Source organism: Rhizobium sp. BK212, from assembly GCF_014197475.1.
In the GTDB taxonomy this organism is placed as follows: Bacteria; Pseudomonadota; Alphaproteobacteria; order Rhizobiales; family Rhizobiaceae; genus Rhizobium; species Rhizobium anhuiense.
In genome coordinates this window covers 330,192-355,166 of the sequence record NZ_JACIFS010000003.1, presented here as the reverse complement: position 1 = coordinate 355,166, position 24,975 = coordinate 330,192, and the positions used below count along the sequence as shown (strand labels likewise).

Sequence of the window (24,975 nt, the reverse complement as noted above, 5' to 3'; positions counted from 1 at the left end):
GCAGTAAGGAAGCCTTGTTGCAGACGGGCCACCCTTAGTGAGAAGCTTCCGCGGCGCGTGGTTTCGAAGCGTCTGGTTTTGAGAAGGTCTCGTTTCGGGCGCAAAGCAGCCGTCCCATCATCACGTTGTAATCATCGAAACGCCTTAAGCATGTTGGTCAAGGTGCGGGGCACCCGTTGTGCGTAAGCGCGTCTGTCTGTCTTCCCAATCTTAAAGTCGCGTCTCTCCATCGCCCAGGTTCGCTGCAATTTTAATGTCTGTCTTCTCCAGGCAGCAACGTTCCGATGTTACCGGTCCCGTCAGAAGGGGATCATCATGACTCAGAAAACATTTCTGGACGAAGAGAAACTTGTCGACGCCGTCGATACGCTGAAGCGCACCATGGAGCGGTTATCGAAGCTGCTGGTCAAGGCGGCGAAGGTCGTGAAACGCATCCGGACGGAAACGACCGCCGACGTCGCTGAGGCATTGCTGATGGTGCAGGCCGGCATCACACCCGAGGATGCCCGCCTCTTTAAGGCCATCGGAGAGCTTATCGAGGACAATCCCGATCTTCTTGAGCGCGGCGTCTCCGCCGAGACCTTTCGGGTGCTTTTTTCAGCATCGGACCCTGATCGGGCGGAGGCCATACGTGCCATCAAGGCGGGCCTTCCGGTCGGAGAGGCCAAAATGAAGCATCTTGAAACTCACCGCAGATGGATCGAAACGGGAGCAGCACAGACTGCGCTGGCCGCACGGTCGGCCGCAATCGAATCCTTGGCAGCTCGAAATGTGCGTGCCTTGCTTGGCGAACTGGAAAGCCAGGCCACCGACTTGCGCAAGGCCGTTGCAGATTTTGCAAATTATTTCGGACCTGGCGCGCCGCAACAAGGATTCGAAATGGAAACCCAACGGGCGGGCTATTTCGAGACCCACGCGGAAATCACCGCGAAGGCTGCCTCGGTTCTTCACCTTTTCCAACGCGTCCTGGGTTTGGTTGACACGCCTGAAACTTTCGAACCCATGAATTCGAACGCGTTGGCGCTGGCACAGTCCCGCCACGCCCTGGAACGTTTGTCCTCAGGATGCTTTGGCCACAGCGGCGGCTTTGCGTTCGACGTCGCCGCGGACGACGTTTTCTCGTGGGAGATAATCGACGCCCTCGACTACATCTGCACGCAGTCGCCTCCTGAAACAGAGCCATCATGTCTCCTGTCTCGTCCGCCCCGCAACCTCCGTGTCCTCGAGCTCGGAGCGGGCGCAGGCGGCCAGGCGCTCGGGCTGATGTCCGCAGGTTTCGAGCATGTTGCCCTGTACGAGAGGGTCCGGAAGCGCGCGAATACGCTGAAGGCCAACTGGCCGACTTGGCCGGTCCGCTGCGCCGACTTAAGGACGGTGCCGGACGCCGAGCTCGCTCGACATCATGGCGTCGACCTGCTGGCGGGAGGCATTTCCTCCAACATGCTGTCGCGGCAGTCCAACAAGGACAAGCGGGGGAATGAAGACGACCTCGTGCCGGAGCTCATCCGCGCGGTTCGAGTGGTTCAGCCTCGTGCCTTCATGATCGAGAGTGCTCGGGGATTCTCCTTCGAGTCTCATGTTTCCTACCTCGCGGAGTTCAAGGCCAACCTGATCGACCTGGGCTACACCGTCGAATCTTATCGTCTCGATATGAAGCTATATGGCCTCCCACGGAACGACGAGCGCATCGTTCTAGTTGGCATTCGTCAGGATGAACCGGGTACGTTCCTCCCGCCGGTCCTCCGGAACCCAATCGACAGGTATGTTCGGGAAACTCTCGAAGATCTCGTCATCCGGCACGAGACCCCAGCCGATCTGAAGCATTCAATCCAACGCGATACACCGCAGTGGCACTATAATAATTGGGCCTACCGCTGGCGGTCGCGCACACTAGAGTCACGTATTGCGACGATTTCGCGGGAATGGAAGGAGTCTCGTGGAGCCCGTCAGAAGGATTCAAGAGCGGAAATAACCGAAGGCTTCGACCGCTCGGAATTCGCGGTAACGCCGCCCAGAGTCGAAGATTTCCAGAAAGAGAATGACTACTTTCTTCCGAGGATGACCCAGGAGATCGCTGCGCGAGCCCAGGGATTTCCGGACCGCTGGGCCTTCAAGGCTATCGGCGGCGGCAACATCGACATGATCGCTGATGCTATGCCTCCAGTCCTTGCGAAAGCCGTGGGGCTGCAGATCTACTCCGCGCTTGCGGGAGTGACATTCGACCTCGATGCGGCGCTGGTCCCGCCGATCGTCAATGAGAAGCAGATTGGCACAGGGTCTCTACGACTGAACGGCGGAAGAGAAAGCGCACATACATGGACCCAGATTGAAATCCTGCTCCGCGGCGAAGCCGACATTGCCAAGGAGCCGAACGCAAAGAAGCGACAGGCCAAGTTCCGAAGCCTTCTCAAGGAGGTGGAGCCGAACCACATGAGGCGTACGAACCTAGTCAAAACCCTGCACAGGATCCAGTGGGAGCAGGAGCGCCGGGCAACGGAGGACCACGCCCTAATTGATCGTCCTGTTTCCCGACGGAATCCCGGAAGGCGTGGTCGATTCAGCAGGGCTTCGGTGTAAGTTTGCCGACATCAATCCCGGTGCTTAAACTTACCGCATATTCAGCAACCTGTCTAAGATCGTCCGTGTATACGCGGGCGATCTCTTCGCCGTCGGCGAAGATCGGGCCGCGCGCGCTTCCCGGACGGAGACACAGATGTACCCGCCTTCCTTCGTGAGCCATGAACGTGAGGGCTTCGTACTGCATTTCCTCCTCGCCGGGAAAATCCTCGCCATCCACCCGCATGACCGCGAGATCGGGTATCCGCCCGTTGATCGCCCAGAAGATGTCGGCAAGATCCTCGCTGGACACCTTCATCGGCTCCCGCTCGAAGGTGACGAGCTTGCTGAAGCGGATCTTACGCGCGATCGCCGCGAACATCTCTTCGACGTTGACCTCGGCGCCGACTTCACCCTCGATCGGAAGAACCCTTTCCTTCCACCGGCGCATGTGCACCCAGCCGGTGCTGCCCAGCTTCTTCTTGCGGTAGTCGCCGTGTAGGATTCGAACCTCAGACCAAGCGGGTCTGGGCTCGTCGGTGTGGCGCTTGTGAGTGAACTCCAACGAGATCGGCGAGAAGCTCCGATCGGTCTGGAAGTCGACGACATAGCGCCACCCTTCATCTACACACAGAGCTTCCAGCCCCATCGTCTCCATGACCGATCCCAGATGCTTCCTGATCTGGGCCATGCGCTTTCTCATGAAAATCGGTTCCATCAAATCCTCCTTCGACATGGAGAGAGGATCTCTGGACACCACGCACGGCACAACCGGGCGTCGCGTTGGATTTTTCAAGCTGCCTCCTGGGCACGCGCGGGCGTCGAGTAAACGGCGCCGTCCCATCCGACGTCAACACCCACCGGTTGAAATATATCGATGGACAAGGGACGCAAACTAAGCGTTAACTATAGGCGCTTTCGCCATGGGTCATGCTCAGGAGATCCATCATGTGCATGCGAATATTCGCGGCCCACAGCGGCATCGCGATAAAGTAAGCAGGTAGCCCGCCCCGGTCTGGTCGAGACAGCAGAGCTGCCTCAGAGAATCGGCGCGTGTCGAATCTACCAGCCAACCCCTGGCCGCCCGATGGATCGGGTGCTTGCTTTGTCAAAAACATTCCGCCAGCAGATAATCGCTTTGGGTCCTGTGGGCCGGCTGAATCCCGTCTACACGATCGGGAGAAGACGGAGCTATCGATGACACACACCGCCCCCACCGCCCCCTAAGTCCACCCCACCAAAGCGATTTCATTCATCAGCAAAGGAGCTGCACCATGCAGCAGAACGAACACCTGCGTCCGCATTCCGAGAAGATCCAGCCCGACCACCAGAACCGTCTCCGTGATTGGCTCCAGGCGAGTTCGAAAGGGCGTTTCTCTGAAGACGAGTTGAAGCTGCATCGCTGTGCGGCCCTCGCCTATGCGGATCCCCGCCGCCCATCCATCCGGAGCCTTTACCAGATGCTGGGCGCGATGCTCGATCATGACGGAAACCTAACGGGGATCGCCTTGAACTGCCCCTCATACGAATACTTCCGCCGCCTCGTGCTGACCCTGCCGGCCGACTATGTCGACCACATGCGCTACGGCCGCGGCATCGGTCTCTGGGACATCGTCGATGACGCCGGGCAGATCATCGACGACATCGCCGCTGCCACCCCCACCCTGCCTCACAGCTAAGGAGATCTGCAATGGACTACATGCCCTTCGTCCAACTTCTGAGCGAAGCCAGCGCTTCGTGGCAGATGCCCGAGCGTGAGATCGTCCCCGGCTTTTCGAACCGCCCCGGCAAGTATCACCAGTATGAATGCGCCGCACTCGAGGAAGCATTCTGTATGGCCCAGGAGTTCCCTGGCACCGAGGCGCAGATCTGGAGCGACATGGCGGAGCTGATCACAGCGATGAACGCGGAGCTTCGCGCGGTCGGCGCCCACGAGCTGAAGATCGTCGACTATCGCACGTTTCTCGCACTGCTCGACGCCGGATCGGAGCCTTTCGATGCCTGAACTTGTGAAGACAGAACCGGCTCGCGGTCCGCCTTGATCTAGCCCCCGCCGCGAGCTGCGCACCCGAAATCTCAGCCATGCCTGCCGCCCCGTGTTTCGGGGGGATGGATGGCGCACGTCCAAACGTCACCGAGTAGAGACCGAGATGAACACTGCAGACCACACCACCCCACCCCCGCTCCCGACCGTCGCCTCCCTGTCGCACGCAACGCCGCAGGAGACGTCGCTCTACGCGCAGTTCGCCCGCCCGTGTCTTCGTACCGGAGGGTGGGAGACGCTTTCCCGCCAGTATCTGGCGATGAAGGACGAGTGCGCGAAGCGCGGCCTCCGTGCTTGCACCTTCTCCCAGTTCCGCGAGGTAGTTCGCCGCTTCAACAAAGTCAGCTTCCCGAACCGCTGCTCCCATCCCTACGGCTACGGAGCGATGGCGGTCTCACGCGGCCCCAAGCTGAACCTACTCGACCTCACTGCCGGGTGGCGCTGGGCGAGCAAGAGCCGGTGAACGAGATGATGGAACAGGAGATGACCATGACCGTGAAGACCACATTGTCGCCCGCTGCCGTGAAGACGAACAACAAGCGCACCTTCAGTGACTCCACTGTTCTTCAGACCCTCCCCTCGGGACTCGCGGAAGTCCAGTTCGACTTCGCCCTCCTTCTCCGGACGACGGGGCTGTGGGCCGCCCTCACGCGCCAGCAGCGCCGCCATTTCAAGCGCATGACGCCGCGTCTCGTTGCCGTCGTCGACCCGGGCACCCGCTGCATCACCGGATACGTGAGCCTTCGGACGATACCGCAGCGCCGTCGCTAGAGCCATCGAAATACCCCCATCAACTGGACTTCCGCCCGGCGAATGCACGCCGGGACGGGATCCTGCGTTCTACGGAGCCTTCAATGACCCGCGTCAGACAACTTATCCGCTTCATGAAAGAGCTGGAGTCCGGCCACGACCGGACCCAGATCCCGCTTCCTTCCGAGACTGTCTTCCTCAAGCCGGATAATCCGCTTATCTCGGGACGGATCCGGCCCTTCCCGATCGACGTTCACGATGAGGACGAGAACTATGCCGACCTCGTCAGCCTCCCATGGCTATGGATGCCGACCGAGGAGCCGACACCCAGCCGATGGTACCCGGCCAGAACGAAGGGCCATTCCCGCGGCACAATTACCAACCCGAAGACACGATCGGCAATTACCTACGCCAGTACATACGAGATGAACCTCGGCTACATGCTCTGTGCCTCCAAGCACGTCGCCAAGGTCGAGGATCAGCCCGAAGCCATCATCGTCCCCCGCGACGACGGTGACAAGCAACACACCGTCGACTACCGGGTGACGATGACGGGCAACGGCTACCGGATCGTCGTCGGTGTGCGACCATCCTGGCAGCTCGACAAGGACGACCTCCGTCACACGATCGAGCGGATCAACTCCGGCTCGCTCGCGGGCTTCGCCGACGAGGCGATCATCCTGACCGAACGCGAGATCACGAACGACCGCGGGTGGAACGCAAAGAGCATCCTACGTGCGCTCAAGGGATTGGCCGCCAACGACAATGCCCGCCTGGCGAACCACGCGTCGAAGTTCCACGGAACCGTGTCGCTCAGGACACTGACCAGCATCTTCGACGACTCCGCGGCCGCTTGGAACGCGGTCTGGTGCCTGATCCACGACGAAATCCTTCTGCCCGCCCGTCCCGACATCAAGCTCGTGGATGCCCCCTTCGTCGCCTTCAACCACAACGCAGCCTGAAAGGAAATAGCATGGAAACCAACCTTCCCGCCCTCCTCTCGCTCCAGCACGGCGCCGTGCTGCCGGTGTTTAACCGCCTTCCCGTCAAGGCCCGCGTTCGCGATCGCGGCATCGACTATTGTGTCCTGTACTGCGACCGCAACGGCGCCGCGCTCCAGCGCATGGACGAGACCCAGGCGACAGTGACCTTCAGCCAGGCCGAACTCACGGAGGCACTCAACCGTCCGGGCAATCCGATGACGGTCGAGAAGGACTTCTACGCCGAAACGAAGGCGCGCGCCCGGCTGAAAGGCGCAGACAAACTCAGCGGTCTGAACCCGAGCGATCAGGAAACGGTCCTCAAAAGAGAATACTTCGTTCGGTCCTTCTACGAGATGCGGGCTGACTACAGGGAGAAGTGCAGGCTTGCGCGCATCGATGGGATGCCCCTTCCGCCTCGCGTCAGCAAGTCTCGCGATTCCCTTCTGCGGGTGATCCCGCTCATTTCTCTGAAGTGGCGTGCCCAACAATTGGCGAGCTCGCCGAAGGCGACTTACCGGACAAAGGAGAAGACCGTCACCCTCGTCGAACCGACCCCGTCCACATTGAAGACCTGGATGCAGAAGATGGAGGAGAACGACTTCGATCCCGTCTTCCTCCGAAACCAGTACCGTGACGAACGCCAGGAGTACTTCACGGGGGACGAGCTCATTCACCTCAACGCTGCGATCGCCGCCGCCTGCTCGCGTACCGATCCCGACCTCGCAAGGATCCATGCCGATATGGTCACCGTCATGGAAGCCGAAAACAAAATCAGGGGTGCCGACGACCAGCTCCGGATTCCGTGCGAAAGCACTCTGCGCAATCGTTACGCGGAACTTCCTGAGATGAAGCGGGACCTTGCTCACGATGGCAAGGATGCTGCCAAACGAAAGTGGCAGCCGGAACACGGCGGCATCGATGTCATCCGCGCGGGTGAGCGCATGGAGGTCGACGACCACGAGACCGACCTGCACACGATTCTTGCAAAGATGGGCGTCTGGAAGACCATGTCCAAGGCTGACCGCGCCAAGGTGAAGCGAATCCGTCTTTGGATCTCTGCCGGGATCGACGTTGCCAGCCGAAGCCTGGCCGCCCTCTACGTCAGTTCACGTCCGCCCTCGATGAAGTCGGCGATGGCGGTCCTGGAGATGGCGACACGGGAAAAGACCGACATCGCGAGACGTCTCGGATGCTCCACGGCGTGGGTCCAGGGCGGCACCATGGAAACCATCGCGGTGGACAGCGCAGCCTATTTCGCCCACCGTCCATTTCGCATCGCGGTCAACGACATGGGTAGCGACCTCTTCCTTCCCCCCGCGGGGGAAGCGCCCTGGCGCGGCTTCATCGAGCGCTGGTTCGGAACCTTCGGCCATCAGATGTTCAACTACTTCAACGGACGCACCTGGAGTTCGTCCAGCGAAAAGGGCGACTACGACTCCGAAGCCGAGGCTGACATGATCGCGGATCAGGTTGCCGAGTGCATGCTCCGCTGGGCTGTCGACGGATATCACAACGCACCCCACAGCGAGCTCAACGGTGCGACGCCGTTGAACCGCTGGCTCGAACTCAGCCGGGATTACGGTGTGATGCCAGGTCCGACCGGAGCTATCCGCACCCACCTCTTCGGCACCTACATCAAGCGCACCATCTCGAAAAAGGGTCTCAGGGCTGCCGGACTGTACTTCCAGAGCAAGCAGCTTCAGAAGATCCGCCGCAAGGTAGGAAAGACGCCGGTCGTCGCCCGCATCAACAACCACAACCTTGGTTCGGCATCGGTCTGGGCAGAGGACGGCTGGATCGAGGTCCCTTGTGTCCACAAGGAACTGGAAGGCGTCAGCATCTGGCAGTGGCTCGCTGCGACCGAAAAGCTGCGCCTGTTCAATACGGAAAACGCCAAGGTCTCTCGCGGCACACTCCAGGCAACCTTCCTCTGGCTCAAAAACCAGGCGGAAATGGCTCGCCTCGAGTCCGGTCTGCTCAGCCCCGTCCTTGCCGAGGAGGACTACCAACGCTTCGAGCAGAGCATGGATCGGACCTTTGACGTCGTCGAAAAGCCGTTTGAGGGCGAATTCGTCCCTGATGGCGAATGGCATCCGTCCAATGAGCTCTTCGCCGCCCTCGCGATCCAGCCGGTGATCTACGCCAAGGCCAAGAAGTCCGCGAAGGCCGTCCGAGAGGAGGCCAATACCGGATCGCGCCCGGAAATCGGAACCATGCCGAAAGTGCAGGCCGAAGCGTCCGCAGCCAAGCCGCTGGAACGCGTCGATAACGAGACGACCGTCGTTCGCCGCATCACCTCCAACATCTTCGACAACTAGGGAGTACACCATGGACCAGTTCGAAAAAGACTTCGATAGAAAGCGTAGTCAGGCAGCCATCGACCATGTTCGCGGCCTGATCGGCGACAACCGAGCCGCCATCGCAGACCGGATCGCGGAACTCTACGACGAGTACCTCACCCTAGATCGTGACGTGCCCCTGCGAGCCGCTCTCATGGCCTCGGTCGCAAGCGTTCTCACCCCTATCACCGGAAGACCAGACAAGCGTAGGATCGTCGCCGTCACCGGACGCTCCGGTGCCGGAAAGACCACGGCGCTGATGAAGCATATCCGTAGCATTCCGGCGATGCAGTCCTACAAAGACGACGACGGGGTGATGATCCATCCCGTCATCATCGTCGATGCCCCGTCGCCTTGCACTCCTCGTCTCCTCGCTATTGCCTGCCTAGAAGCGCTCGGTCACGCCCCTCCGGGGGGCATCAAGGAGAACCAGGCCTGGCTGCTGTTCCGGCGCCTGTTGAAGGTCCACAAGGTCATGTGGGTCTTCATCGACGAGGCTCAGAACGCCATCGAGACTGCCTCTGTCCGCGAAGCGACCGTCATCGGCGACGCGTTCAAGTCGCTGACGCAGATGCCGGATTGGCCCGTGAGATTGATCCTCGCCGGCGTGTCGCCGCTGGCAAGCTTTCTCGCCCGCAAGCAGCTCTACAATCGGCGCACTGTTGTTCCCTTCGACACCCTTGACGCGGACGGTACAACCGATCTTGTCAAAAGTGTTCTGGAGACGATCGTGCAGGAGCATGCTCGCATGGAAATCCGGATCAAGCTTGGGGACGACGCTCGTGAGGATTCTGACGAGGAAGAGGGCAAGAAGCGACGCAAGGACAAGGGAATGTTCCTCAGGCGACTGATGCACGCCTGTGATGCCGAATTCGGCTCCGTCGTCCAGATGATCAGGGCCGCCGTCGAGTTGGCAATCTACGCGGACCGCGACTATGTCACGATCGACGATTTCGTGAAGACCTACGCCTCCTTCTCCGGCTGCAGGCCAAGCAAGAACGTCTTCACCGCTGACAACTGGGAGGAACTCGACCCCGTAACCGCCCTGCTCCGCGACGACGATCGTGCTTGGGAGGCCGAACGGCTGAAATCCAAGGGAAAGACCGCAACAAGGTATGGAGTTCGGCCCCAATGAGCAGGCTTGCCGAATTGCTTCCCTTCCACGCTGGCGACGAAACCGTCGCCAGCTATTTTTCACGCCTTGCGGCGGCATGTGGTTACGAGAGCGCCCGCGCTTTCGCCTTCCACCTCCAACTGCAGTTCCACGGGCTCGTTGCGGGACGGGAGAAGGATCTGGAGACCTTCGCCGCAGTCCTGGATATGCCGAGGTCATTACTTTCTCCGGGCGTCATCGTCGGAGACAAGTCCATCTATCAACTCTCCGGGCAACAGCTCAGCCGACATGAAATTCAACGGCTCCGGTTTCGCTTTTGTCCTTTCTGCGTGAACGAGGACGAAAGTCTCTGCGGAGGTCGACGAGGTTTTCGAGCATACGGACGCCTACACTGGCATGTGTCCGCTATTCGCACCTGCAGGCGGCACGGCGTGCACCTGGTATCCAGTGCCGAGCTCGCGAGATCGCCATTTCAGCACGACTTTGCTGCCAACCTCGCGGCGGAATACCCCAAGATTCCCGAGTACATTGCTTCGGCCGAAGCCGCAAAACCGGATAATCTTCAGACGTATGTCGAGAAGAGGATGAAAGGCGTCAAGTCCGGTGCCGATTGGCTCGACTCCCTGCCGCTGTTCGTTGCCATCCGCCTTTGCGAAATCGTGGGCGCATCTCTGTTGCACGGAAACCTGTTCCGCTCATCGGGGTTCGGCAACCGGGAATGGTCCGCGAGCAGTGGTGCAGGATACGATCTTCTTGAAGGAGGAGAACCTGCATTCCGGCAATATCTGGAGTCTCAGGTGGATGAATTTCATCGCGGCGCTAGTTCTCGCGGCAAGCGATCCATCTTCGGTCGACTTCATTATACCCTTGCCCACAAGACGACCGAGGCTGCTTTCGACCCCATCCGAGATATCGTTCGAGACGTTGCGATAGACAACCTGGCGCTCGCTCCAGGCGATGAGTTCTTCGGGCCAATCAGTACCCGGAGATATCACACCATCCACTCGGCCTCAAAAACGCACGGCATTCCGTTCGAGCGCCTTAACAAGCTCCTGCTAGATGCAGGATTGCTCCCCAGTGACTCGAGCAGTGGGGGCAGAAAACTCATTGAAGCTCAAGCCGTCGATCGCATCGTGAGGGTAATGGCGACAACACTCAATCAGAAAGAGGTCATTGCCAAGCTTGGGGTCACCCGCAAACAGTGCCGACTGCTAATCAATGGTGGACTTTTGAAATCATCCGGCGAAGTAAGACCGCGAGTTGGCAGCAGATTCATTCCTCGATACCTGTTCGAGAACGTTACCTCGCTGCTCGAAAGCCTAAGATCTGCAGTCAATTGCCCCGACATGAGTGGGCTCCACGATTTACGGACTTCGATCAAGCGTTGTCGATGCACGTTCGTCGAGGCAGTTGATTTGATCCGGTCTGGAAAACTCTCAAAAGTTGCCTGGGACGAAAGTCATATCGGACTGGCAGCGCTCCGAGTCGACCCGAACGAAATGCGGCCTCTGATAGTGCGTGAACATCGCGGCGGCGTGGGAGTTTACGAGCTGGCGCAGATGACCCGATTGGCGAAGAACGGAGCGTATTCGCTCATTGAGGATGGGCGGATCAAGGCCTTCAATCGCCGAAACTAACAGAACGGCAGCCTCAATAGGCAACCGAGCCGGAAGAACTCGAGACTTTCATACGCGAAAAACTGTTCGTTGAATCGGCTCGCCGGAAGCACCGAGTTCGTTCATCGACCATGAGGAGACTTGACCACGCTGGCTTGCCGCCATCGTTCACAGCCGGGGAAATGCCCTTCTATCGACGCGACGTGCTGTCCACAGAGAACCTCCTCTAAGAATTCGAGCCGGGCATTTTTGCCCGGCTTTTCTTTTGGCCGAATTTGTTGGCCATTTTTAGGTTCTTGGCTGGCCGGAAATCGATGCGTTTTCGGGACCAGCATGCCGAATTTCAATAGGTTGCAGGTGCGTTGGCCAGTACTTCGATAGATTTCTCACTAGAGCAGGGCGATACCTGCCAGCTAGTTTGCTTCAATAATCGCGCTCATGGGACCGAGCCGTGTCCAAAAAGCAATGACCGGCTTGAGAGCAATTAAACTACTTCAAGAGAAACTTGCGGCCCAAGTACGCGCGAAGGGGCGCATCGAAGCAACCGTGCAGAAAATGTGCCACCCCGACAGCGACCAGGAGCGTCCCGCTCACCGTGACCGGCAATGGAATGAAGCCATCGGTGAGGTATTGGAAATGATCGCCGAACTGAATAACAGGCAGATGGACGACATACAGGGGATAAGACAACTGCCCGAGATAGACAGCGAACGGCCGCTCCGCGCCCTGCGGTACTGCTGAAGCTAGCGTGACCACGATCGGAATTATGACCGCGATGCAAGTGAAATCGTAGACGTCACTCGGGACGGCAAAGGGGAAAAATAGCACGGCGATCAGGACGAAAAGCGGGATCTGAGGTGGAACAGCCCCGACGCGACGATGGATATTCCAGCGGAAGATCAAGACGCCGGCAAGAAACGAAAAGCCGACCCTGACAAAGCCTTCGAAGAATGCTCGCCAGTTCGCAAAACCAACCGGCCCGATAGCACCCTCGAACATGACAACTTGGAAAAGCGCTGCGGCCAACAACGCGAAGACCGCTATCTCTTGCCAAAAATATATCCGACGGTGAGCGACTGAGCCGTAAACCACGCTAGCGACCATTTCAAAGCAGATGGACCAGAGTGGGTTGTTGATCGCGAAGGCCTCCTGCCCTACCAAGAGCCCCAGGGGCAATAGGAATAATGCGCCGACAGCAAGAATCGAGACCTCGTCGAGAGCAATATTGGGCGTCAAAGCAAATTGCGACGCGAGGACGCCCAAGGCGACGCCAACCACCATCATGGGGTAAAGCCGTACCACGCGCTTCAGCAAGAATGCCCTGCTCCCCAGAGCACCCGCCTTTAGCCTTTGGTCGTATCCATTTGCGAGAACGAAGCCGCTCAGGCAAAAGAAGAAATCCACGGCCAAGGAGGGGTGGGAGTTGAGCCGAAAGCTGAAAAGCTGGCTGGCATGCAAGAGAACCACTGATAGCGCAGCCAGTCCTCGAAGCTCATCCAGAAAGATAAAGCGGTCTTTCGCTTGACCTGCACCGTCACCTAGATCCTGCGTATCGCTCGGACCGGGACGCGCAGCCGCAGGGAATACGGAACGGGCTAATGCGTCGGCAGTGGTCAGGAGCCTTTCTTCCCCTGGTCTTTGATCAAAGCGCCGCATCTTTCTCAATCTTCCTTGAACGCCCGTGCGACCTGATCCATGAACGGTTTCGTCAGATAGGCCAGCAGTCCGCTCACTGGCCTGTATGAAAGCTTCGACCGGCATGCCGGGTACAGGCGTGACCTCGCCAAACCTCTGCCATCTACCGTCGGAAATCTCGGCTCGCACGTCAGAGTTGCTGAGACCCGAGCGTTGATCTGCCGCCTCGCTGGTCTCTCACGTTGGCTCATAAATATCATCTTTGAAGTTGCAATTCAGCGCCGATGACCTCAAAAAGAAGACTACAAATTGAATTTGCAATTGCAAGGTAATTCCTGTTTTTCCCGCATTAGGAGAAACAATGTGATAAAAATGCACTCTAGATCGAAAGCGCTGAATGCGCTTGGGTGCGGGTGAAAACGGTTCGGCGCACCGCATTTTAGCATCGACGATTTCACGGAACTGACGAAGAACCGTAACAACTCCGTCAAACAACCGGCGCATGAAGCGGTCGGCGCGGCTTCCCTTGGGGGAGCGGCGGCACCGTTTCGAACCGTTGTCACACCCCTTGCCGGATAATTGTCATGACCAAGCGTTTTCTCGCGGCTGCCGCTTTCGTTTTCCTGTCCAGCACCGTCACCGTCAGCGCCACCGAGATCGGCGCCACCGTCGAGACTGCCTGCCCCTTCGGCGATTGCGCCGCCGGCATTTCGCTTTCCTATCTCGGCGAATTTGTCATCCCCACGGGCCATATGGAAAACGGCGTCGAATTCGGCGGCATATCAGGTCTCGATTTCGATGCCGCCACCGGCCACTACATCGCCATCAGCGACGACCGCTCGGAAAGAGGCCCTGCCCGCTTCTATGAACTCGACGTCGATGTCGACGCATCGGGTCTCAAGAGCGTTTCGGTCGTCAAGCAAGTCACGTTGAAGGACAAAAACGGCGAGGCCTTCGCCTCAAGGAGCGTCGATCCGGAATCGATCCGCCTCGGCAAGGACGGCATCTATTGGGGCAGCGAAGGCGACGGCAAGGCGTTGCTTGGACCCTTCGTCCGCGTCGCTTCGCCGGACGGTTCCTTCGTCCGCGAATTCAAGCTGCCGGAGGGCTTTGCGCCGACCGCCGACAAGTCGACCGGCATCCGCGACAACCTCGCCTTCGAGGATCTCGCAGTCGCGCCCTCGGGCGATGTTTTCGTCGGCGTCGAAGCTGCCCTCTACCAGGACGGCCCGAACCCCTCACTGACGTCGGGCAGCCTGTCGCGCATCATCCGTTACGACGGCGCCACCGGTGAGCCGAAGGCTCAGTACGTCTACCCCGTCTCGCCGATCCCGCAGGCCGCCACAAAGGCCGAAGGCGGCAATGACAACGGCATGTCCGAGATGCTTGCCCTCGACGATCATCGGCTGCTCGCCGTCGAGCGCGGCTATGCCCAGGGCTTCGGCAACACCATCAAGATCATGATGATGGATCTGGCCGATGCCACCGATGTATCGGCCATCGCATCGCTTGCCAAAAACGACCAGCGCGTCGTCCCTGCCCGCAAGAGCCAGGTCCTTGATCTGAGGGCGATCGGCCTTGTTCCCGACAATATCGAGACCATGTCGCTCGGCAAGGCCAAGGACGGCGCCGACGTCCTCATTCTCGGCTCCGACAATAATTTCTCGCCCAGCCAAAAGACGCAATTCTACGCCTTCAAGGTCTTGCGCCGTCCGCAGTAGTAAGACGTTCGATTCTGTGGGTCGAATAGCGACGCTTTGTATACGCTTTCACGTTGCGGACCTTGAAACCGTCGGGATCATGGCCCATAACCAGAGTACAAGAATAAGAAGAGGCGCGCGTGGGTGTATTCGACCGTCAGAAAAACAATCATGAACCGCGATGGCTCGGATCGTCGGCGCAAACACGCACGCCGCTGATTCCCTCCATCTCGGCGGCGCGCTGGCTGCTGGTTCTGATCGTCGCCGCCGGCGTTTATTTCTTCTACGGCTTCCTCGTGCCGGTGCTCGCAGCCCTCGTCATCGGCTTTGCCAGCTGGCCACTCTACCGCAAGCTTCTTGCCCGCGTCGGCGGCAACACGACGATCGCCGCCACCATCGCCATCATCATGATCATCACCTTCCTGGTCATCCCGATCGGGCTTGCGGTCACTTATACAACGGGCGAAGTGCGCACCTGGGTCACCTGGGCGATCCACGCTAACCGCGCCGGCGCCCCGACACCGGACTGGATCGTCGCGCTGCCTTTGGCCGGCGCCTATCTCGATGAAGCCTGGACCAAATATATCGGCAGTCCCGGCGCCCTGGGTGAGGTCATTCAGGCGGTCAGCGGCGCCAATATCGGCAATATCTATCGTGCCGTGCTTGCGGCTGGTGGCGGCGCCTTCCATCTGCTTCTGACGCTGCTCTTCATGTTGATCGCGCTGTTCTTCGTCTATCGCGACGGCTTTTCCTTCTCCAAGCAGATCGACATGCTGGGCGAGCGAATCCTGCCGAACCGCTGGGAACGCATTTCCCGGGTCGTGCCGGCGACGATCAGCTCCACCGTCATGGGCATGACGCTGATCGCGATCGGCGAAGGCATCGTGCTCGGGCTCGCCTATTGGATCGCCGGCGTGCCGTCGCCGGTCACCCTCGGCGTGTTGACGGGCGTGATGGCGCTGATACCGGGCGGCGCGCCGCTCTCCTTCACGCTGGTCTCCGTCTATCTGCTGGCCAGCGGCTCGCATGTCGCAGGCATCGGTCTTTTCGTCTGGGGTACGGTCGAGCTCTTCATCGTCGACAAGACGCTGCGGCCGAAGCTCGTCGGCGGTCCGATCAAGCTGCCTTTCCTGCCGACCTTCTTCGGCCTCATCGGCGGCGTCAAGACAATGGGTTTCCTCGGCCTCTTCATCGGCCCGGTGCTGATGGCGCTGATCGTCGCCATCTGGCGCGAATGGATCCACGAGGCCCGCAATGCCGACAAGAGCGAGACGGGACCGCAGCTCCTCATCGACGAACAGGCCCCGCCGGGAATCCCCGGCTCGTCGAAAACGATCCCGCGCGTTGCCGAAGGCTGAACCTGCCGTAGGTCCAATCGACATTCAGGATTCACGTCAGGCTTCATGTGTGATGCATAGGTCTCCGGATTGATTGATTTGGAGACTTCAGATGGCCAAGCGACGGCATCTCACTGGCGTCGTATCTGCGATCTTTTGCCGGGCAAGCCCAGAGATCCTAGCCGATTCGGGCCGATTACCTTTTGTTTGTGAACGCGGTTTTGTGGGTGTTGCGGTCTGGAGCCCATTGGCATGACCTGCCTGAGCGCTACGGCAAGTACAAGACAGTCCACAAGCGCTTCACCGGTGGGCCAAGGCGGGCGTCTGGGAGACGGCGTTCGATCATCTCGTCCAGGATCCCGACAACGACTATGTCGCCCTCGATTCTTCGCTGGTGCGCGCCCACCAGCAGGGGGCCACCGGAAAGGATGGTGGCCAAAAAGGGGACCAGGCTTTGGGACGCTCCCAAGGAGGACTGACCACCAAGTCCACATGGCCACCGATGGCAGAGGGCTGCCCCTCAGGATCATCCTCACTCCCGGCCAGCGCGCCGATGTCACCCAGGCCTCAGCCCTGCTCGAAGGACTCCAAGCTGGCCGCGTTCTCGCCGATAAAGCCTATGATTCTAATGCATTGCGCCAAGTCATCAGCAATCTGGATGCCGAAGCTGTCACCCCATCCCATACGACTTCGACGCGTCGCAACCCGATACGACAAGCTGCTCGTCAACTTCATGAGGTTCGTCAAGCTCGCCGCAATCGCAGTATGGCCCGGTGCGGAATTATTGTTCGAACTGATCTCGCAACACCACGAACGGCTGCCACCTTGATCACCAGCAACCTTCCGTTCGACCAATGGACCGAGACCTTGGGACCCGAGCGGCCTGACCGGCGCTCTGCTGGACCGCATTACCCACCACGTCAACACGCTCGAGATGAACGGCGACAGCTATCGCCTCACGCAAAGCCGCGCCTGAAAGGCCGGTTGACACCCCTAGAAAAATCGCAGCGCGCGGATGGGAACCCCGCTCGGGCTACGCCCTCCCGGTGGACTCATCCGCGCGCCGAGTAACCGACTTTTGCGCGTCGCGTGGCTGGTTATTACTCTGCCGTTGACATATTTTCAGATCGCTAGCGCGATTGTTGTGGCGATCGAACGATCGCCACAACTGACATGGTTACAGGAGAAAATCGCCTGCCCCCAGCTGGACGTGGCCATGCAGCTGAACCTGCAAGTCCTGAACACCGTCGCCGTTCAGGTCGCCCTGGACAACGGTAGCATCAGCTTTGTCTTCATAGTGCCAAGTGAGCGCGCCGGCCTTGTGGTCGAAAGAGGCACCCTCCTGCGCCAGGAAATGGAAGGCTCCATTGCCCTGTGCAGAGCCATTCGCATCGATCGCAAGGAGATCGATCTTATCGACGCCGTGCTGGAAGTCGGTGATGACGTCGCGGGTCGACCCGGACCCGGCTTCCGCCGCTGTTTTGAAGACAAACGTATCCGAGCTGATACCGCCGGTCATGATGTCCTTTCCGGCACCACCGATGAGGACGTCCGTGCCGGCGCCGCCGCTGAGCTTGTCCGCGCCGGCCCCGCCATCGAGAACGTTGCTGCCGCTATTGCCGGTCAGCACGTCGTTGTAGCTGGAGCCAGTCAAGTTTTCGATGCTGACGAACTTGTCACCGGCGGCATCGCCGCCCGATGCGGCCCCAGTCGCCAAGTTGACGTTGACCCCGCCGGAGCCCGCATAGCCGGCCGTGTCGCTGTCGGCACCACCATTGAGGACGTCCCCGCCGGCGCCGCCGCTGAGCTTGTCCGCGCCGGCCCCGCCATTGAGAACGTTGCTGCCGCCATTGCCGCCGGTCAGCACGTCGTTGTAGCTGGAGCCAGTCAAGTTTTCGATGCCGGCGATCTTGTCCCCGGTGGCTTGCCCACCCGATGCGGCCTTAGTCGCCAGGTTGACGTTGACCGCGGTGGAGCCCGCATAGCTGGCCGTGTCGTTGCCGCTGCCGCCGTCGAGCACGTCCGCGCCGGCGCCGCCCTTCAACAGGTCACTGCCGCCGAGACCCTTGAAGGTTTCGTTGCCGCCGTTGGACTGACCGGTGTGTGGCAGGATGTCGTTGCCGTTGGTGCCGACGAATTCCTTTGTCGTCGGCGTAGTTGGCGTGGTTGGCGTGGTCGGGTTCGTCGGTGTAGTTGGCGTCGTCGGATTCGTCGGCGTGGTTGGCGTTCCCGGTGTCGAGCTGGAGCCTGATTCATAGGCACCCATATCGACAGTTCCAACGACGCGAGCGTGGCCGTCCAGATCGACCGAGCCGACGCCGTACTTGTTGGTTCCGCCGTCGATCGCCGACGAGCCGGAGCCGAGGTGGAAGTCGCCGCTCGCTGCCCCCAGGAATTTCGGGTCGACGCCGAGCTTATTGCCGTTCGCCGTGCTCGGCATCGCGTTGCCGCCGTCGGTCCTGACCGAGGACTGGCCGGCCGTGCCGTTGTACGTGATGTTGTTGGCCCAGACGGTGTTGGCGTTGGTGTAGCCGCCGTACGACGTGTTATCGACCGCAGTGTTGTTCTTGTTCACCGATGGGTCCGCTACGGCGATGTTGTTGACCCAGGTGTTGTTGCTCGACTGCGCGTTGCTGAGTTCGCCGCGCCAGGTGCCGTCGTTCAGCGGGTCCTGATTGTTGTGGTATGCGGTGTTGTTTTGCACCGTGACGGAGTCGCTCCAGGCAACCTGGATGCCTTTGCCGCCGTTCTCATAGACCAGGTTGTTGTCGACCAGGGTCTTAAACGTGTAGTTCGGATGACCGCTCGCCTGCGTGCTCTGGAAATCGTCGATGATGATGCCGTTGCCATCGGTGTGCGCACCCGACTTCGTGACGTTGTCGTGCGAGATGTTGTTCTGCACGATATTCCGGTAGCCGGTCGTCGAGGTATCGCCGGTGATGTTCCGGTTCTCGTAGATCGAGATGCCCGAGTACCAGCCCGACGACGCGTTATTGTAGGTCTCGTTCCCTACGATCTTGACGAAGTCAGAATAGTTGAACTGAATGCCCGACTCCCCGCTATCGTGGACCTTGTTGTTGAGAATTGAGACGTGATGGACGTTGTTCGCTTCGATGCCGTCGCCGTTGCCGCCCTTGATGTCGAAGCCGTCGATTGTCACGTAGTTGGCGTTGACGCTGATCCCGGTGTACGAGCCCGAGGGCGGACGGATCAGTGCTGCGCCAGGCACTTCCGAGCGCAGCGTGATGTCGCCAGCCGCCGAGCCGTCCTTGTCGATGTTGATGCTCTCGTTGTAGGTCCCCGGCTTCACCACGACCTCGTCGCCGGGTTTAAGGTTTGCCGCCATTGCCTCGCTGATCGTGCGAAAAGGAGACGAGGCACTGCCGTTACCGCCGCTGCCGGTCGTCGCTACGTAGTATGTCGTCATGTTCTTGTTCCTCAACCTTAGCGTTGTCTTTGCCGGTTACTATTTTTAGTTAATCAGGCGTTACGGCGGGAGGTTATAGGGCGACGTTTTGGAGGGCGCAACAGCAACGCGACAGTAAGTGCTTGAGAAGTATAGCCATATTGCTGCCACATTATCCAAATCGATCCGAAGTTACGGTTTGAAATATTTGGTGAATTTCGAGTCGCCCAAAATGTGGCAAAATATATGTCTCGCGTACCGCGAATTATTCTTTCTGCAACTATAGCGAAATGCGTCCATTGAAAACATTAGAAAAAGCTAGTGGGCGTGACTGGATTCCTGCCGTCGAAGGCGGAATCGAAATTTTTTTCTGAATTTAGCTATTTTGGGCAGCTTTTCCCCAAAGATTGGTACTAATCGAGATGAAAATGGGGGCTACCGTGGCAGATTCGACCAAACCGATTGCGCAGGTGAGCGACCAGATTCGGCCGCGAATTGCTCCCGCACACATCGCTCATACCCCCTCCAAAAATGCTCGATTGTCCGTGCGGGAACCGCGCTTGCCTTTGGTTCGACCGGGCACAAAGCCGCTGATACGCTCCCATCGATCATCTCGAAGTGCGTCGCAATCCATCACCGACCTGCAAAAGTCGGTGTGGAATCTGATTTGCTCCAGCCTGGGAATCCCTGACTGTTAAATCGTCACCCGCCCTAGCGGGCGATCATCCCAGCCGCTTTTCCATGAACAGGCTGAGCGGATCCGGCAGGTAAGCGCCGAAAGGCTCGATCTCCCGATATCCGTATTTGCGGTAGAGGCTGATCGCCTCGGGCTGGTAGATGCCGGTTTCGAGCCGGATCGCCGTCAGCTGCATTTCCCCGGCGATCGCTTCCAGCGCATTCATCAGTCCGCTGGCGATCCTCAGCCCCCTCGCCTCTGGATCGACGAACATGCGCTTGATCTCAGCCGTGCCGTCGCCGGCCTCGACCAGCGCGCAGCAGCCGACGATCACATCGTCGCTGCGTGCGACGAGGAAGCTCACCGAAGGTTTCTCCAGCAACGAGAGGTCGACCAGATGGTTGCTTTCAGGGGGATAGAGCGATTGCGCATAGGCATCGGAAAGATCGAGAAGCCGGATGACACCCGCCTGACGCGGCGGCTCCAGGGCGATGGTGACGGACATGCTGACTCCCTGCTGGCACTGGGACACAATTTTTGCCGACATGACAAAGAGTTAATCCCGCTGCCTTCATTCGGTTGGAATTGCGCCGTCTAAGACGATGACATGCTCAATAGTCAAGGAAGCAGAATATGCAAGCGGTGCTGATCGCGATGACCATTCTCGGCTGCGATGATTCCATCAGCCAGTGCAATTATCTCGCGACGGTCGATAAACGCTGGGAAACCGTTGCCGCCTGCGATGCCGAAGCCGAGCGCCGGCTGAAGACCTATGTGAATGTCAATTATCCCTCGGTAATCGCGGTGTGCGAGGCCCCGAAGACCGTTGCCGCCGCCGAGCCGCCGAAACCGGCGCCCGCTCCGCCGGCTGTTGTTGAAGCGACAGAACAGCGTCCGCAGGGACTGCTTGGTTTTGCCGATAATATTGCCCAGCAGGTGCGCGACCATCTGCCTTCCGGCAAGAGCGTCAAGGACACGCTCACCAAGCCGGTGCATTTTGTCTCCACCAGCTATTCCTGGGTGGTGACACGGCTCGCCGATTAGAGCATGTCGCGCAAAACTGTGCAGCGGTTTTGCGCCAAAAGACGGGCGGAAACAAAGACCTGAAGTCCGGCAAGCGAATTTGAAGATCGCGACGCGCTTTAGGCCGCAGCGAGCGCCGCATAAACACGGGCGGATTGTCGCTGTTCGGTGACGTGGAGTTTTTCCACCATGTCCAGCAGCTCACCGATCGCGCCATGCGCGTCGTGATGGCGGAACTTTTCCAGAAGACGGCCGCAGACATTGCCGAGCACGCTGCCCGGCGCTTTTCTGGCGGCGTCGCGCCACAGCATCGTCGCCTCGACGAAGATGACACTAATATCTCTCGGCAGGCCGGCGGACTCGTAGAGCGCGCGCACCGCATGCATGCGCCCGGTTGCCAGGATCGAGCGCACCCGGCGCTCGCTGCAGCCTGTGAGATCGACGATCGCGCCGGCGAAGAAGTCGACCTTTCCGGCGCAGAGCGCATGCATCAGGAAGGATGGCGTCAGCCGGCCGTTGAGTCGCAGATGCTGGACGAGATCGGGTATTTCGCGCGGCGCGATATCGCCGGCGATCGAAACGATGGCAGCCTCGGTCGCCTCGCGGCTGATGCGCTGGAGCCGCTGCAGGCCGATAGCCGCCTGCGCCAGCGGTAGCCCGACCAGCGCATTGCTGACATGTTGGGTCAGCAGCTGGCGGGCATCGGCCGGAAGATCGCTGCGGTCGAGAAGCAGGTTGCGGATATCGCAGCAGTCGCCGAGCCGTTCGGCGATGCGTTTCAACGAAAGGCTGGAGATCACCGCGCCGTCATTCTCGAGCAGGCACAGCAGTTCTTCCTCGTCACCAACCTCGGCAAGCGCGGCGGAAACCGGGCGCGTCACATGCGCTCTGGCGGCGATCAGCATGCGGGTGGCGCCATTGCCGCGGGCGGCGAGATCGACGAGATCGGCATCGTTCAAAAGCGGCGAACAGGTCACTGCGTGGCAGGCGACTTCGGGCTGGTCCTCGGCAAGAGAAAGGATCAGGCTGCGCGGCGCATCGGGCGACCAGGCGATCGCCTCGGCAAGCGCCAGCCGCACGCGCGGCGACGGATCGTCGAGCAGAAAGGTCATCGCCATCTCAGCCGCCGCCCGCTCATCCGCAGACATCTCGGACTGCAGATAGGCTCGCCCGAGCGCGTTTGCGGCCCGGGCCCGGTCACCCGTCTTGGCCGTTTCGATCCAACGAAGGAAAGCTTCTACGATCACGCGACGCCCCAGCACTTGAACGCGATTCCCTCGCGCTTCATTCAATGCTGCGACGGTAGCGGCAAAAGGTTTAAGATTGGTTCACCATGTTTCTTAAGCCTTTACATGCCTTGATTAGCCATCAATCGGCGGCAATTGCGGGCGGACCATCTCGAAAACATCGCTGCCCTCGCTGTAATCCATATAGCCCATGCGGGCGACAGGGCGCGCGATCGACATGTCGAGGCGGCCGTCCCTGACGATCGCCTCGTCGATGTGGATGCCGACCACTTCGCCGAAGACAAGGACGTTTTCGGACGGTTCACCCGACAGCGTCTTCGGCTCGATGATCTCGGTAACCCTGCATTCGAGCACCGCGAAGGCCTCACCGACATAGGGCGCATTGATCAGTTCGGCCTGCTTCGGCGTCAGACCAGCGAAGTCGAATTCACTGTTGCCGTAGGGCAGTGCCGCAGAGGAGAGGTTCATCTTCTCGGCAAGATCGCGGCTGACGAAATTGCAGGTGAAGACGCCGGTCTCGGCGGCATTGCGCTGGCTGTGTTTACGCCCGGCGGAAGAAAACATCACTAGCTTCGGCCGGTCGGCAACGGCATTGAAGAAGGAATAGGGCGCGAGATTGATCGAACCGTCCCTGCCCTTGCTGCCGATCCAACCGATCGGACGCGGCGACACGATCGCCTTGAACGGATCATGCGCGAGCCCGTGCCGGTTCCCGTCGGTGGCGTAGAACATCAGTCTTCTCCACCGACCCAGGTCACGGTATCGGCAAGCTCCGGCCGCGGCCGCTCGATGGCTGGAAATGTGGTCGAGCCGATATGGATGAAGCCCGCCACCTTTTCATCCGGACCGACGCCGAGCAGCGGATAAGCGCGCTGGTCATAGGCGAACCACTCCGTCAGCCAATTGGCGACATAACCACTGGCATTGGCGGCGAGGATGACGTTGAGGCAAAGCGCACCGGCCGACATCAACTGCTCCCATTCCGGGATCTTGATATGCGGCCCCGCCTTGCTGACGACGGCGACGACCACGGGCGCGCGGGTGAAACGGCTGCGCTCGACCTGGATCATCTCCTCGGAAAGGTCGGGCTTTGCCTTGAGCGCCAAGGTCAGAAGCTCCTCACCGAGACGGGCGCGCTGCTCTCCGCGATAGACGATGAAGCGCCAGGGCGCGATCTTGCCATGATCGGGAACCCGCGAGGCAAGCCGCAGGATCTCCTCGATCTCGGCCTTCTCAGGGCCTGGTTCACACATCTGGAAAGCGGGGATGGAGCGGCGCACGGCGAGGTAATCAATCAGCTTGATATCGGATTTCATGCGGGAGAAACTCTCATTTTAATGCTGCTGCAAAGGGTGGGTCTTGAATTTGCCATCGCGTTGGTCTTGAAGTGGCCTTTGCGATTTCAGAAGTCAATCGGTTCACGAAACAGATGTTTGGCATTTCGCCTTTTGCACGCATCGGCCTTGCCATTGCCCTGATGATACTGACGCCCTTGGGCGCCGGCGCTCAGGATGCCTTCAAGGAATTCAAACAGCTTGAATCGACGCCGAAGATGCCGAAGCTCGATGCCTTCATCGCGCCCGGCAATACGCCTGAAGGGGTCAAACTGCGTGACGTCCCGATGGAGGCGAAGCTGACGGCGGACGGCGCGCCGGTGGAGGAAGGCCTCTCCTGGTACGTCTTCAGCCCGATCGCCGGAACCGACGGCAAACTGCCGCTGATCGCCAGCGCCAAGGGCGGACCCGCCGCCTTCCAGCTCGCCCCCGGCGATTATTTCGTCAACGTTTCCTTTGGCCGCGCCGGCGTCACCAAAAAGCTGACCGTGCCGGCTGAAGGCGATGTCGACAAGCAGGTGATGGTGCTCGATGCCGGCGGCCTGCTGCTCAATGCCGTCTCCGGCACCGATGCCCGCATCCGCCCCGACCAGTTGAGCTTCTCGATCTATTCCTCGGAAGTGCGCGACGATGGCGAGCGTGGCCTCGTCGTTGCCGATGTCTCGCCGAATACCATCGTCCGCCTCAATGCCGGCACCTATCACATCGTTTCCGAATACGGCAACGTCAACGCCGTGATCCGCGCCGACATCCAGGTCGAGGCCGGCAAGCTGACCGAGGCGACGATCCAGCATCGCGCCGCGCAGGTCACCTTCAAGCTTGTCTCCGATGCCGGCGGCGAGGCAATCGCCGATACGGCCTGGTCGATCCTGACGGCCGCCGGCGACAGCGTCGGCGAAAGCGTCAGCGCCTTCCCGACCATGGTTCTCGCCGAAGGCGGCTATTCCGCCGTCGCCCGCAACAAGGACAAAATCTACCAGCGCGATTTCACCGTCGTCGCCGGCCGGAATACCGATGTCGAGGTTCTGATGAAGGACCAGCAGCCGCAGTCGCCGGCGAGCGCGGCTCGCACAGTGCAACAGGTGCCGGTTGGCACACCGCCGCCGCCGGGCGTCCAGCCGGCTCCGGTGGCGCCGCTGCCCTCCTACGAGCAACTCGCGCCGCAAGGCGGCGACGACACCAGCCTCGATTGATTTAACCTCGATCGGCTTGGCT

Annotated in this window: 22 protein-coding genes and 2 pseudogenes; 15 read left to right on the top strand and 9 right to left on the bottom strand. The window is 59.9% G+C overall.

The annotated features are described in order from the left end of the window. Positions 1-315 precede the first annotated feature (315 nt). On the top strand, positions 316-2,577 hold the full coding sequence (locus FHT79_RS11720) for a DNA cytosine methyltransferase (RefSeq protein WP_183903378.1): 2,262 nt from the start codon (positions 316-318) through the stop codon (positions 2,575-2,577). On the opposite strand, the gene FHT79_RS11715 is transcribed toward FHT79_RS11720, so the two are convergent. After that, a complete protein-coding gene (locus FHT79_RS11715; protein ID WP_183903377.1) occupies positions 2,558-3,274 on the bottom strand; it encodes a hypothetical protein in 717 nt (238 codons plus the stop codon). The two genes, FHT79_RS11720 and FHT79_RS11715, sit on opposite strands and share 20 nt — an antisense overlap. A 556-nt stretch (positions 3,275-3,830) precedes the next feature. On the opposite strand from FHT79_RS11715, the gene FHT79_RS11710 reads away from it, so the two are divergent. The 8 genes from FHT79_RS11710 (at position 3,831) to FHT79_RS11675 (ending at position 11,423) form a co-directional block, all read left to right on the top strand. Beyond that, on the top strand, positions 3,831-4,235 hold the full coding sequence (locus FHT79_RS11710; protein ID WP_183903376.1) for a hypothetical protein: 405 nt from the start codon (positions 3,831-3,833) through the stop codon (positions 4,233-4,235). 11 nt (positions 4,236-4,246) lie between these two features. After that, complete coding sequence (locus tag FHT79_RS11705) at positions 4,247-4,561, top strand: hypothetical protein (RefSeq protein ID WP_183903375.1); 315 nt, start codon at positions 4,247-4,249, stop codon at positions 4,559-4,561. A gap of 145 nt (positions 4,562-4,706) precedes the next feature. Then, entirely contained in the window at positions 4,707-5,063 is a 357-nt protein-coding gene (locus FHT79_RS11700; protein WP_127431637.1) for a hypothetical protein, read from the top strand. Between the two features lie 26 nt (positions 5,064-5,089). Further along, positions 5,090-5,371 (top strand): hypothetical protein, encoded by a 282-nt coding sequence (locus FHT79_RS11695; protein WP_183903374.1) that lies wholly within the window; start codon positions 5,090-5,092, stop codon positions 5,369-5,371. Between the two features lie 83 nt (positions 5,372-5,454). Next, entirely contained in the window at positions 5,455-6,312 is an 858-nt protein-coding gene (locus FHT79_RS11690) for a hypothetical protein (protein ID WP_183903373.1), read from the top strand. Then, positions 6,204-8,651, top strand: coding sequence for a Mu transposase C-terminal domain-containing protein (locus FHT79_RS11685; RefSeq protein ID WP_183903372.1), 2,448 nt, complete (start codon positions 6,204-6,206; stop codon positions 8,649-8,651). The genes FHT79_RS11690 and FHT79_RS11685 overlap by 109 nt, the downstream gene beginning before the upstream one ends. 10 nt (positions 8,652-8,661) lie before the next feature. Further along, the gene (locus FHT79_RS11680; protein WP_183903371.1) at positions 8,662-9,807 is read left to right on the top strand and encodes an AAA family ATPase; all 1,146 of its coding nucleotides are present in this window, start codon (positions 8,662-8,664) and stop codon (positions 9,805-9,807) included. Beyond that, a complete protein-coding gene (locus tag FHT79_RS11675; protein WP_183903370.1) occupies positions 9,804-11,423 on the top strand; it encodes a TniQ family protein in 1,620 nt (539 codons plus the stop codon). Before FHT79_RS11680 ends, FHT79_RS11675 begins: the two co-directional genes overlap by 4 nt. Positions 11,424-11,891: 468 nt before the next feature. Here the strand turns inward: FHT79_RS11675 and FHT79_RS11670 are convergent, their stop codons facing one another. Together FHT79_RS11670 and FHT79_RS11665 are read right to left on the bottom strand one after the other, a co-directional pair. Then, positions 11,892-13,058 (bottom strand): acyltransferase, encoded by a 1,167-nt coding sequence (locus FHT79_RS11670; protein WP_097594458.1) that lies wholly within the window; start codon positions 13,056-13,058, stop codon positions 11,892-11,894. 216 nt (positions 13,059-13,274) lie between these two features. Further along, positions 13,275-13,541, bottom strand: coding sequence for a hypothetical protein (locus FHT79_RS11665; protein WP_183903369.1), 267 nt, complete (start codon positions 13,539-13,541; stop codon positions 13,275-13,277). Positions 13,542-13,621: 80 nt separating this feature from the next. Between FHT79_RS11665 and FHT79_RS11660 the strand changes: the two genes are divergently transcribed. From FHT79_RS11660 to FHT79_RS32085, 4 genes and pseudogenes are all read left to right on the top strand, one after another. Next, on the top strand, positions 13,622-14,758 hold the full coding sequence (locus FHT79_RS11660; RefSeq protein WP_097594457.1) for an esterase-like activity of phytase family protein: 1,137 nt from the start codon (positions 13,622-13,624) through the stop codon (positions 14,756-14,758). A gap of 119 nt (positions 14,759-14,877) precedes the next feature. Further along, the gene (locus FHT79_RS11655) at positions 14,878-16,095 is read left to right on the top strand and encodes an AI-2E family transporter (RefSeq protein ID WP_097594456.1); all 1,218 of its coding nucleotides are present in this window, start codon (positions 14,878-14,880) and stop codon (positions 16,093-16,095) included. Positions 16,096-16,173: 78 nt separating this feature from the next. Next, positions 16,174-16,903 (top strand): annotated as a pseudogene (locus FHT79_RS11650) (IS5 family transposase). Between the two features lie 54 nt (positions 16,904-16,957). Continuing rightward, the gene (locus tag FHT79_RS32085; RefSeq protein ID WP_342588694.1) at positions 16,958-17,050 is read left to right on the top strand and encodes an ATP-binding protein; all 93 of its coding nucleotides are present in this window, start codon (positions 16,958-16,960) and stop codon (positions 17,048-17,050) included. Positions 17,051-17,251: 201 nt separating this feature from the next. On the opposite strand, the gene FHT79_RS11645 is transcribed toward FHT79_RS32085, so the two are convergent. The 3 genes and pseudogenes from FHT79_RS11645 to FHT79_RS11635 form a co-directional block, all read right to left on the bottom strand. Beyond that, a complete protein-coding gene (locus tag FHT79_RS11645) occupies positions 17,252-19,501 on the bottom strand; it encodes a right-handed parallel beta-helix repeat-containing protein (RefSeq protein ID WP_097594455.1) in 2,250 nt (749 codons plus the stop codon). A gap of 496 nt (positions 19,502-19,997) precedes the next feature. Further along, a pseudogene (locus FHT79_RS11640) lies at positions 19,998-20,114 on the bottom strand (IS5/IS1182 family transposase); the annotation flags it as partial. 88 nt (positions 20,115-20,202) lie between these two features. Beyond that, entirely contained in the window at positions 20,203-20,661 is a 459-nt protein-coding gene (locus FHT79_RS11635) for a GNAT family N-acetyltransferase (protein WP_097594454.1), read from the bottom strand. Between the two features lie 128 nt (positions 20,662-20,789). On the opposite strand from FHT79_RS11635, the gene FHT79_RS11630 reads away from it, so the two are divergent. Continuing rightward, positions 20,790-21,200, top strand: coding sequence for a hypothetical protein (locus tag FHT79_RS11630; RefSeq protein ID WP_047615269.1), 411 nt, complete (start codon positions 20,790-20,792; stop codon positions 21,198-21,200). A gap of 98 nt (positions 21,201-21,298) precedes the next feature. Here the strand turns inward: FHT79_RS11630 and FHT79_RS11625 are convergent, their stop codons facing one another. From FHT79_RS11625 to FHT79_RS11615, 3 genes are all read right to left on the bottom strand, one after another. Beyond that, on the bottom strand, positions 21,299-22,441 hold the full coding sequence (locus FHT79_RS11625) for a DUF2336 domain-containing protein (RefSeq protein ID WP_047615270.1): 1,143 nt from the start codon (positions 22,439-22,441) through the stop codon (positions 21,299-21,301). 99 nt (positions 22,442-22,540) lie between these two features. Continuing rightward, on the bottom strand, positions 22,541-23,158 hold the full coding sequence (locus tag FHT79_RS11620; RefSeq protein ID WP_097594453.1) for a flavin reductase family protein: 618 nt from the start codon (positions 23,156-23,158) through the stop codon (positions 22,541-22,543). Next, a complete protein-coding gene (locus tag FHT79_RS11615; RefSeq protein ID WP_047615274.1) occupies positions 23,158-23,742 on the bottom strand; it encodes a nitroreductase in 585 nt (194 codons plus the stop codon). The genes FHT79_RS11620 and FHT79_RS11615 overlap by 1 nt, the downstream gene beginning before the upstream one ends. 113 nt (positions 23,743-23,855) lie before the next feature. On the opposite strand from FHT79_RS11615, the gene FHT79_RS11610 reads away from it, so the two are divergent. After that, positions 23,856-24,953, top strand: coding sequence for a hypothetical protein (locus FHT79_RS11610; protein WP_097594452.1), 1,098 nt, complete (start codon positions 23,856-23,858; stop codon positions 24,951-24,953). Positions 24,954-24,975: the final 22 nt, after the last annotated feature.

Bases quoted from the DNA above. Each gene is read 5' to 3' on its own strand.
- FHT79_RS11720 (WP_183903378.1), top strand. From the start codon at position 316: ATGACTCAGAAAACATTTCTGGACGAAGAGAAACTTGTCGACGCCGTC.
- FHT79_RS11715 (WP_183903377.1), bottom strand. From the start codon at position 3,274: ATGGAACCGATTTTCATGAGAAAGCGCATGGCCCAGATCAGGAAGCAT.
- FHT79_RS11710 (WP_183903376.1), top strand. From the start codon at position 3,831: ATGCAGCAGAACGAACACCTGCGTCCGCATTCCGAGAAGATCCAGCCC.
- FHT79_RS11705 (WP_183903375.1), top strand. From the start codon at position 4,247: ATGGACTACATGCCCTTCGTCCAACTTCTGAGCGAAGCCAGCGCTTCG.
- FHT79_RS11700 (WP_127431637.1), top strand. From the start codon at position 4,707: ATGAACACTGCAGACCACACCACCCCACCCCCGCTCCCGACCGTCGCC.
- FHT79_RS11695 (WP_183903374.1), top strand. From the start codon at position 5,090: ATGACCGTGAAGACCACATTGTCGCCCGCTGCCGTGAAGACGAACAAC.
- FHT79_RS11690 (WP_183903373.1), top strand. From the start codon at position 5,455: ATGACCCGCGTCAGACAACTTATCCGCTTCATGAAAGAGCTGGAGTCC.
- FHT79_RS11680 (WP_183903371.1), top strand. From the start codon at position 8,662: ATGGACCAGTTCGAAAAAGACTTCGATAGAAAGCGTAGTCAGGCAGCC.
- FHT79_RS11675 (WP_183903370.1), top strand. From the start codon at position 9,804: ATGAGCAGGCTTGCCGAATTGCTTCCCTTCCACGCTGGCGACGAAACC.
- FHT79_RS11670 (WP_097594458.1), bottom strand. From the start codon at position 13,058: ATGCGGCGCTTTGATCAAAGACCAGGGGAAGAAAGGCTCCTGACCACT.
- FHT79_RS11665 (WP_183903369.1), bottom strand. From the start codon at position 13,541: ATGCGCCGGTTGTTTGACGGAGTTGTTACGGTTCTTCGTCAGTTCCGT.
- FHT79_RS11660 (WP_097594457.1), top strand. From the start codon at position 13,622: ATGACCAAGCGTTTTCTCGCGGCTGCCGCTTTCGTTTTCCTGTCCAGC.
- FHT79_RS11645 (WP_097594455.1), bottom strand. From the start codon at position 19,501: ATGACGACATACTACGTAGCGACGACCGGCAGCGGCGGTAACGGCAGT.
- FHT79_RS11635 (WP_097594454.1), bottom strand. From the start codon at position 20,661: ATGTCCGTCACCATCGCCCTGGAGCCGCCGCGTCAGGCGGGTGTCATC.
- FHT79_RS11630 (WP_047615269.1), top strand. From the start codon at position 20,790: ATGCAAGCGGTGCTGATCGCGATGACCATTCTCGGCTGCGATGATTCC.
- FHT79_RS11620 (WP_097594453.1), bottom strand. From the start codon at position 23,158: ATGTTCTACGCCACCGACGGGAACCGGCACGGGCTCGCGCATGATCCG.
- FHT79_RS11615 (WP_047615274.1), bottom strand. From the start codon at position 23,742: ATGAAATCCGATATCAAGCTGATTGATTACCTCGCCGTGCGCCGCTCC.
- FHT79_RS11610 (WP_097594452.1), top strand. From the start codon at position 23,856: ATGTTTGGCATTTCGCCTTTTGCACGCATCGGCCTTGCCATTGCCCTG.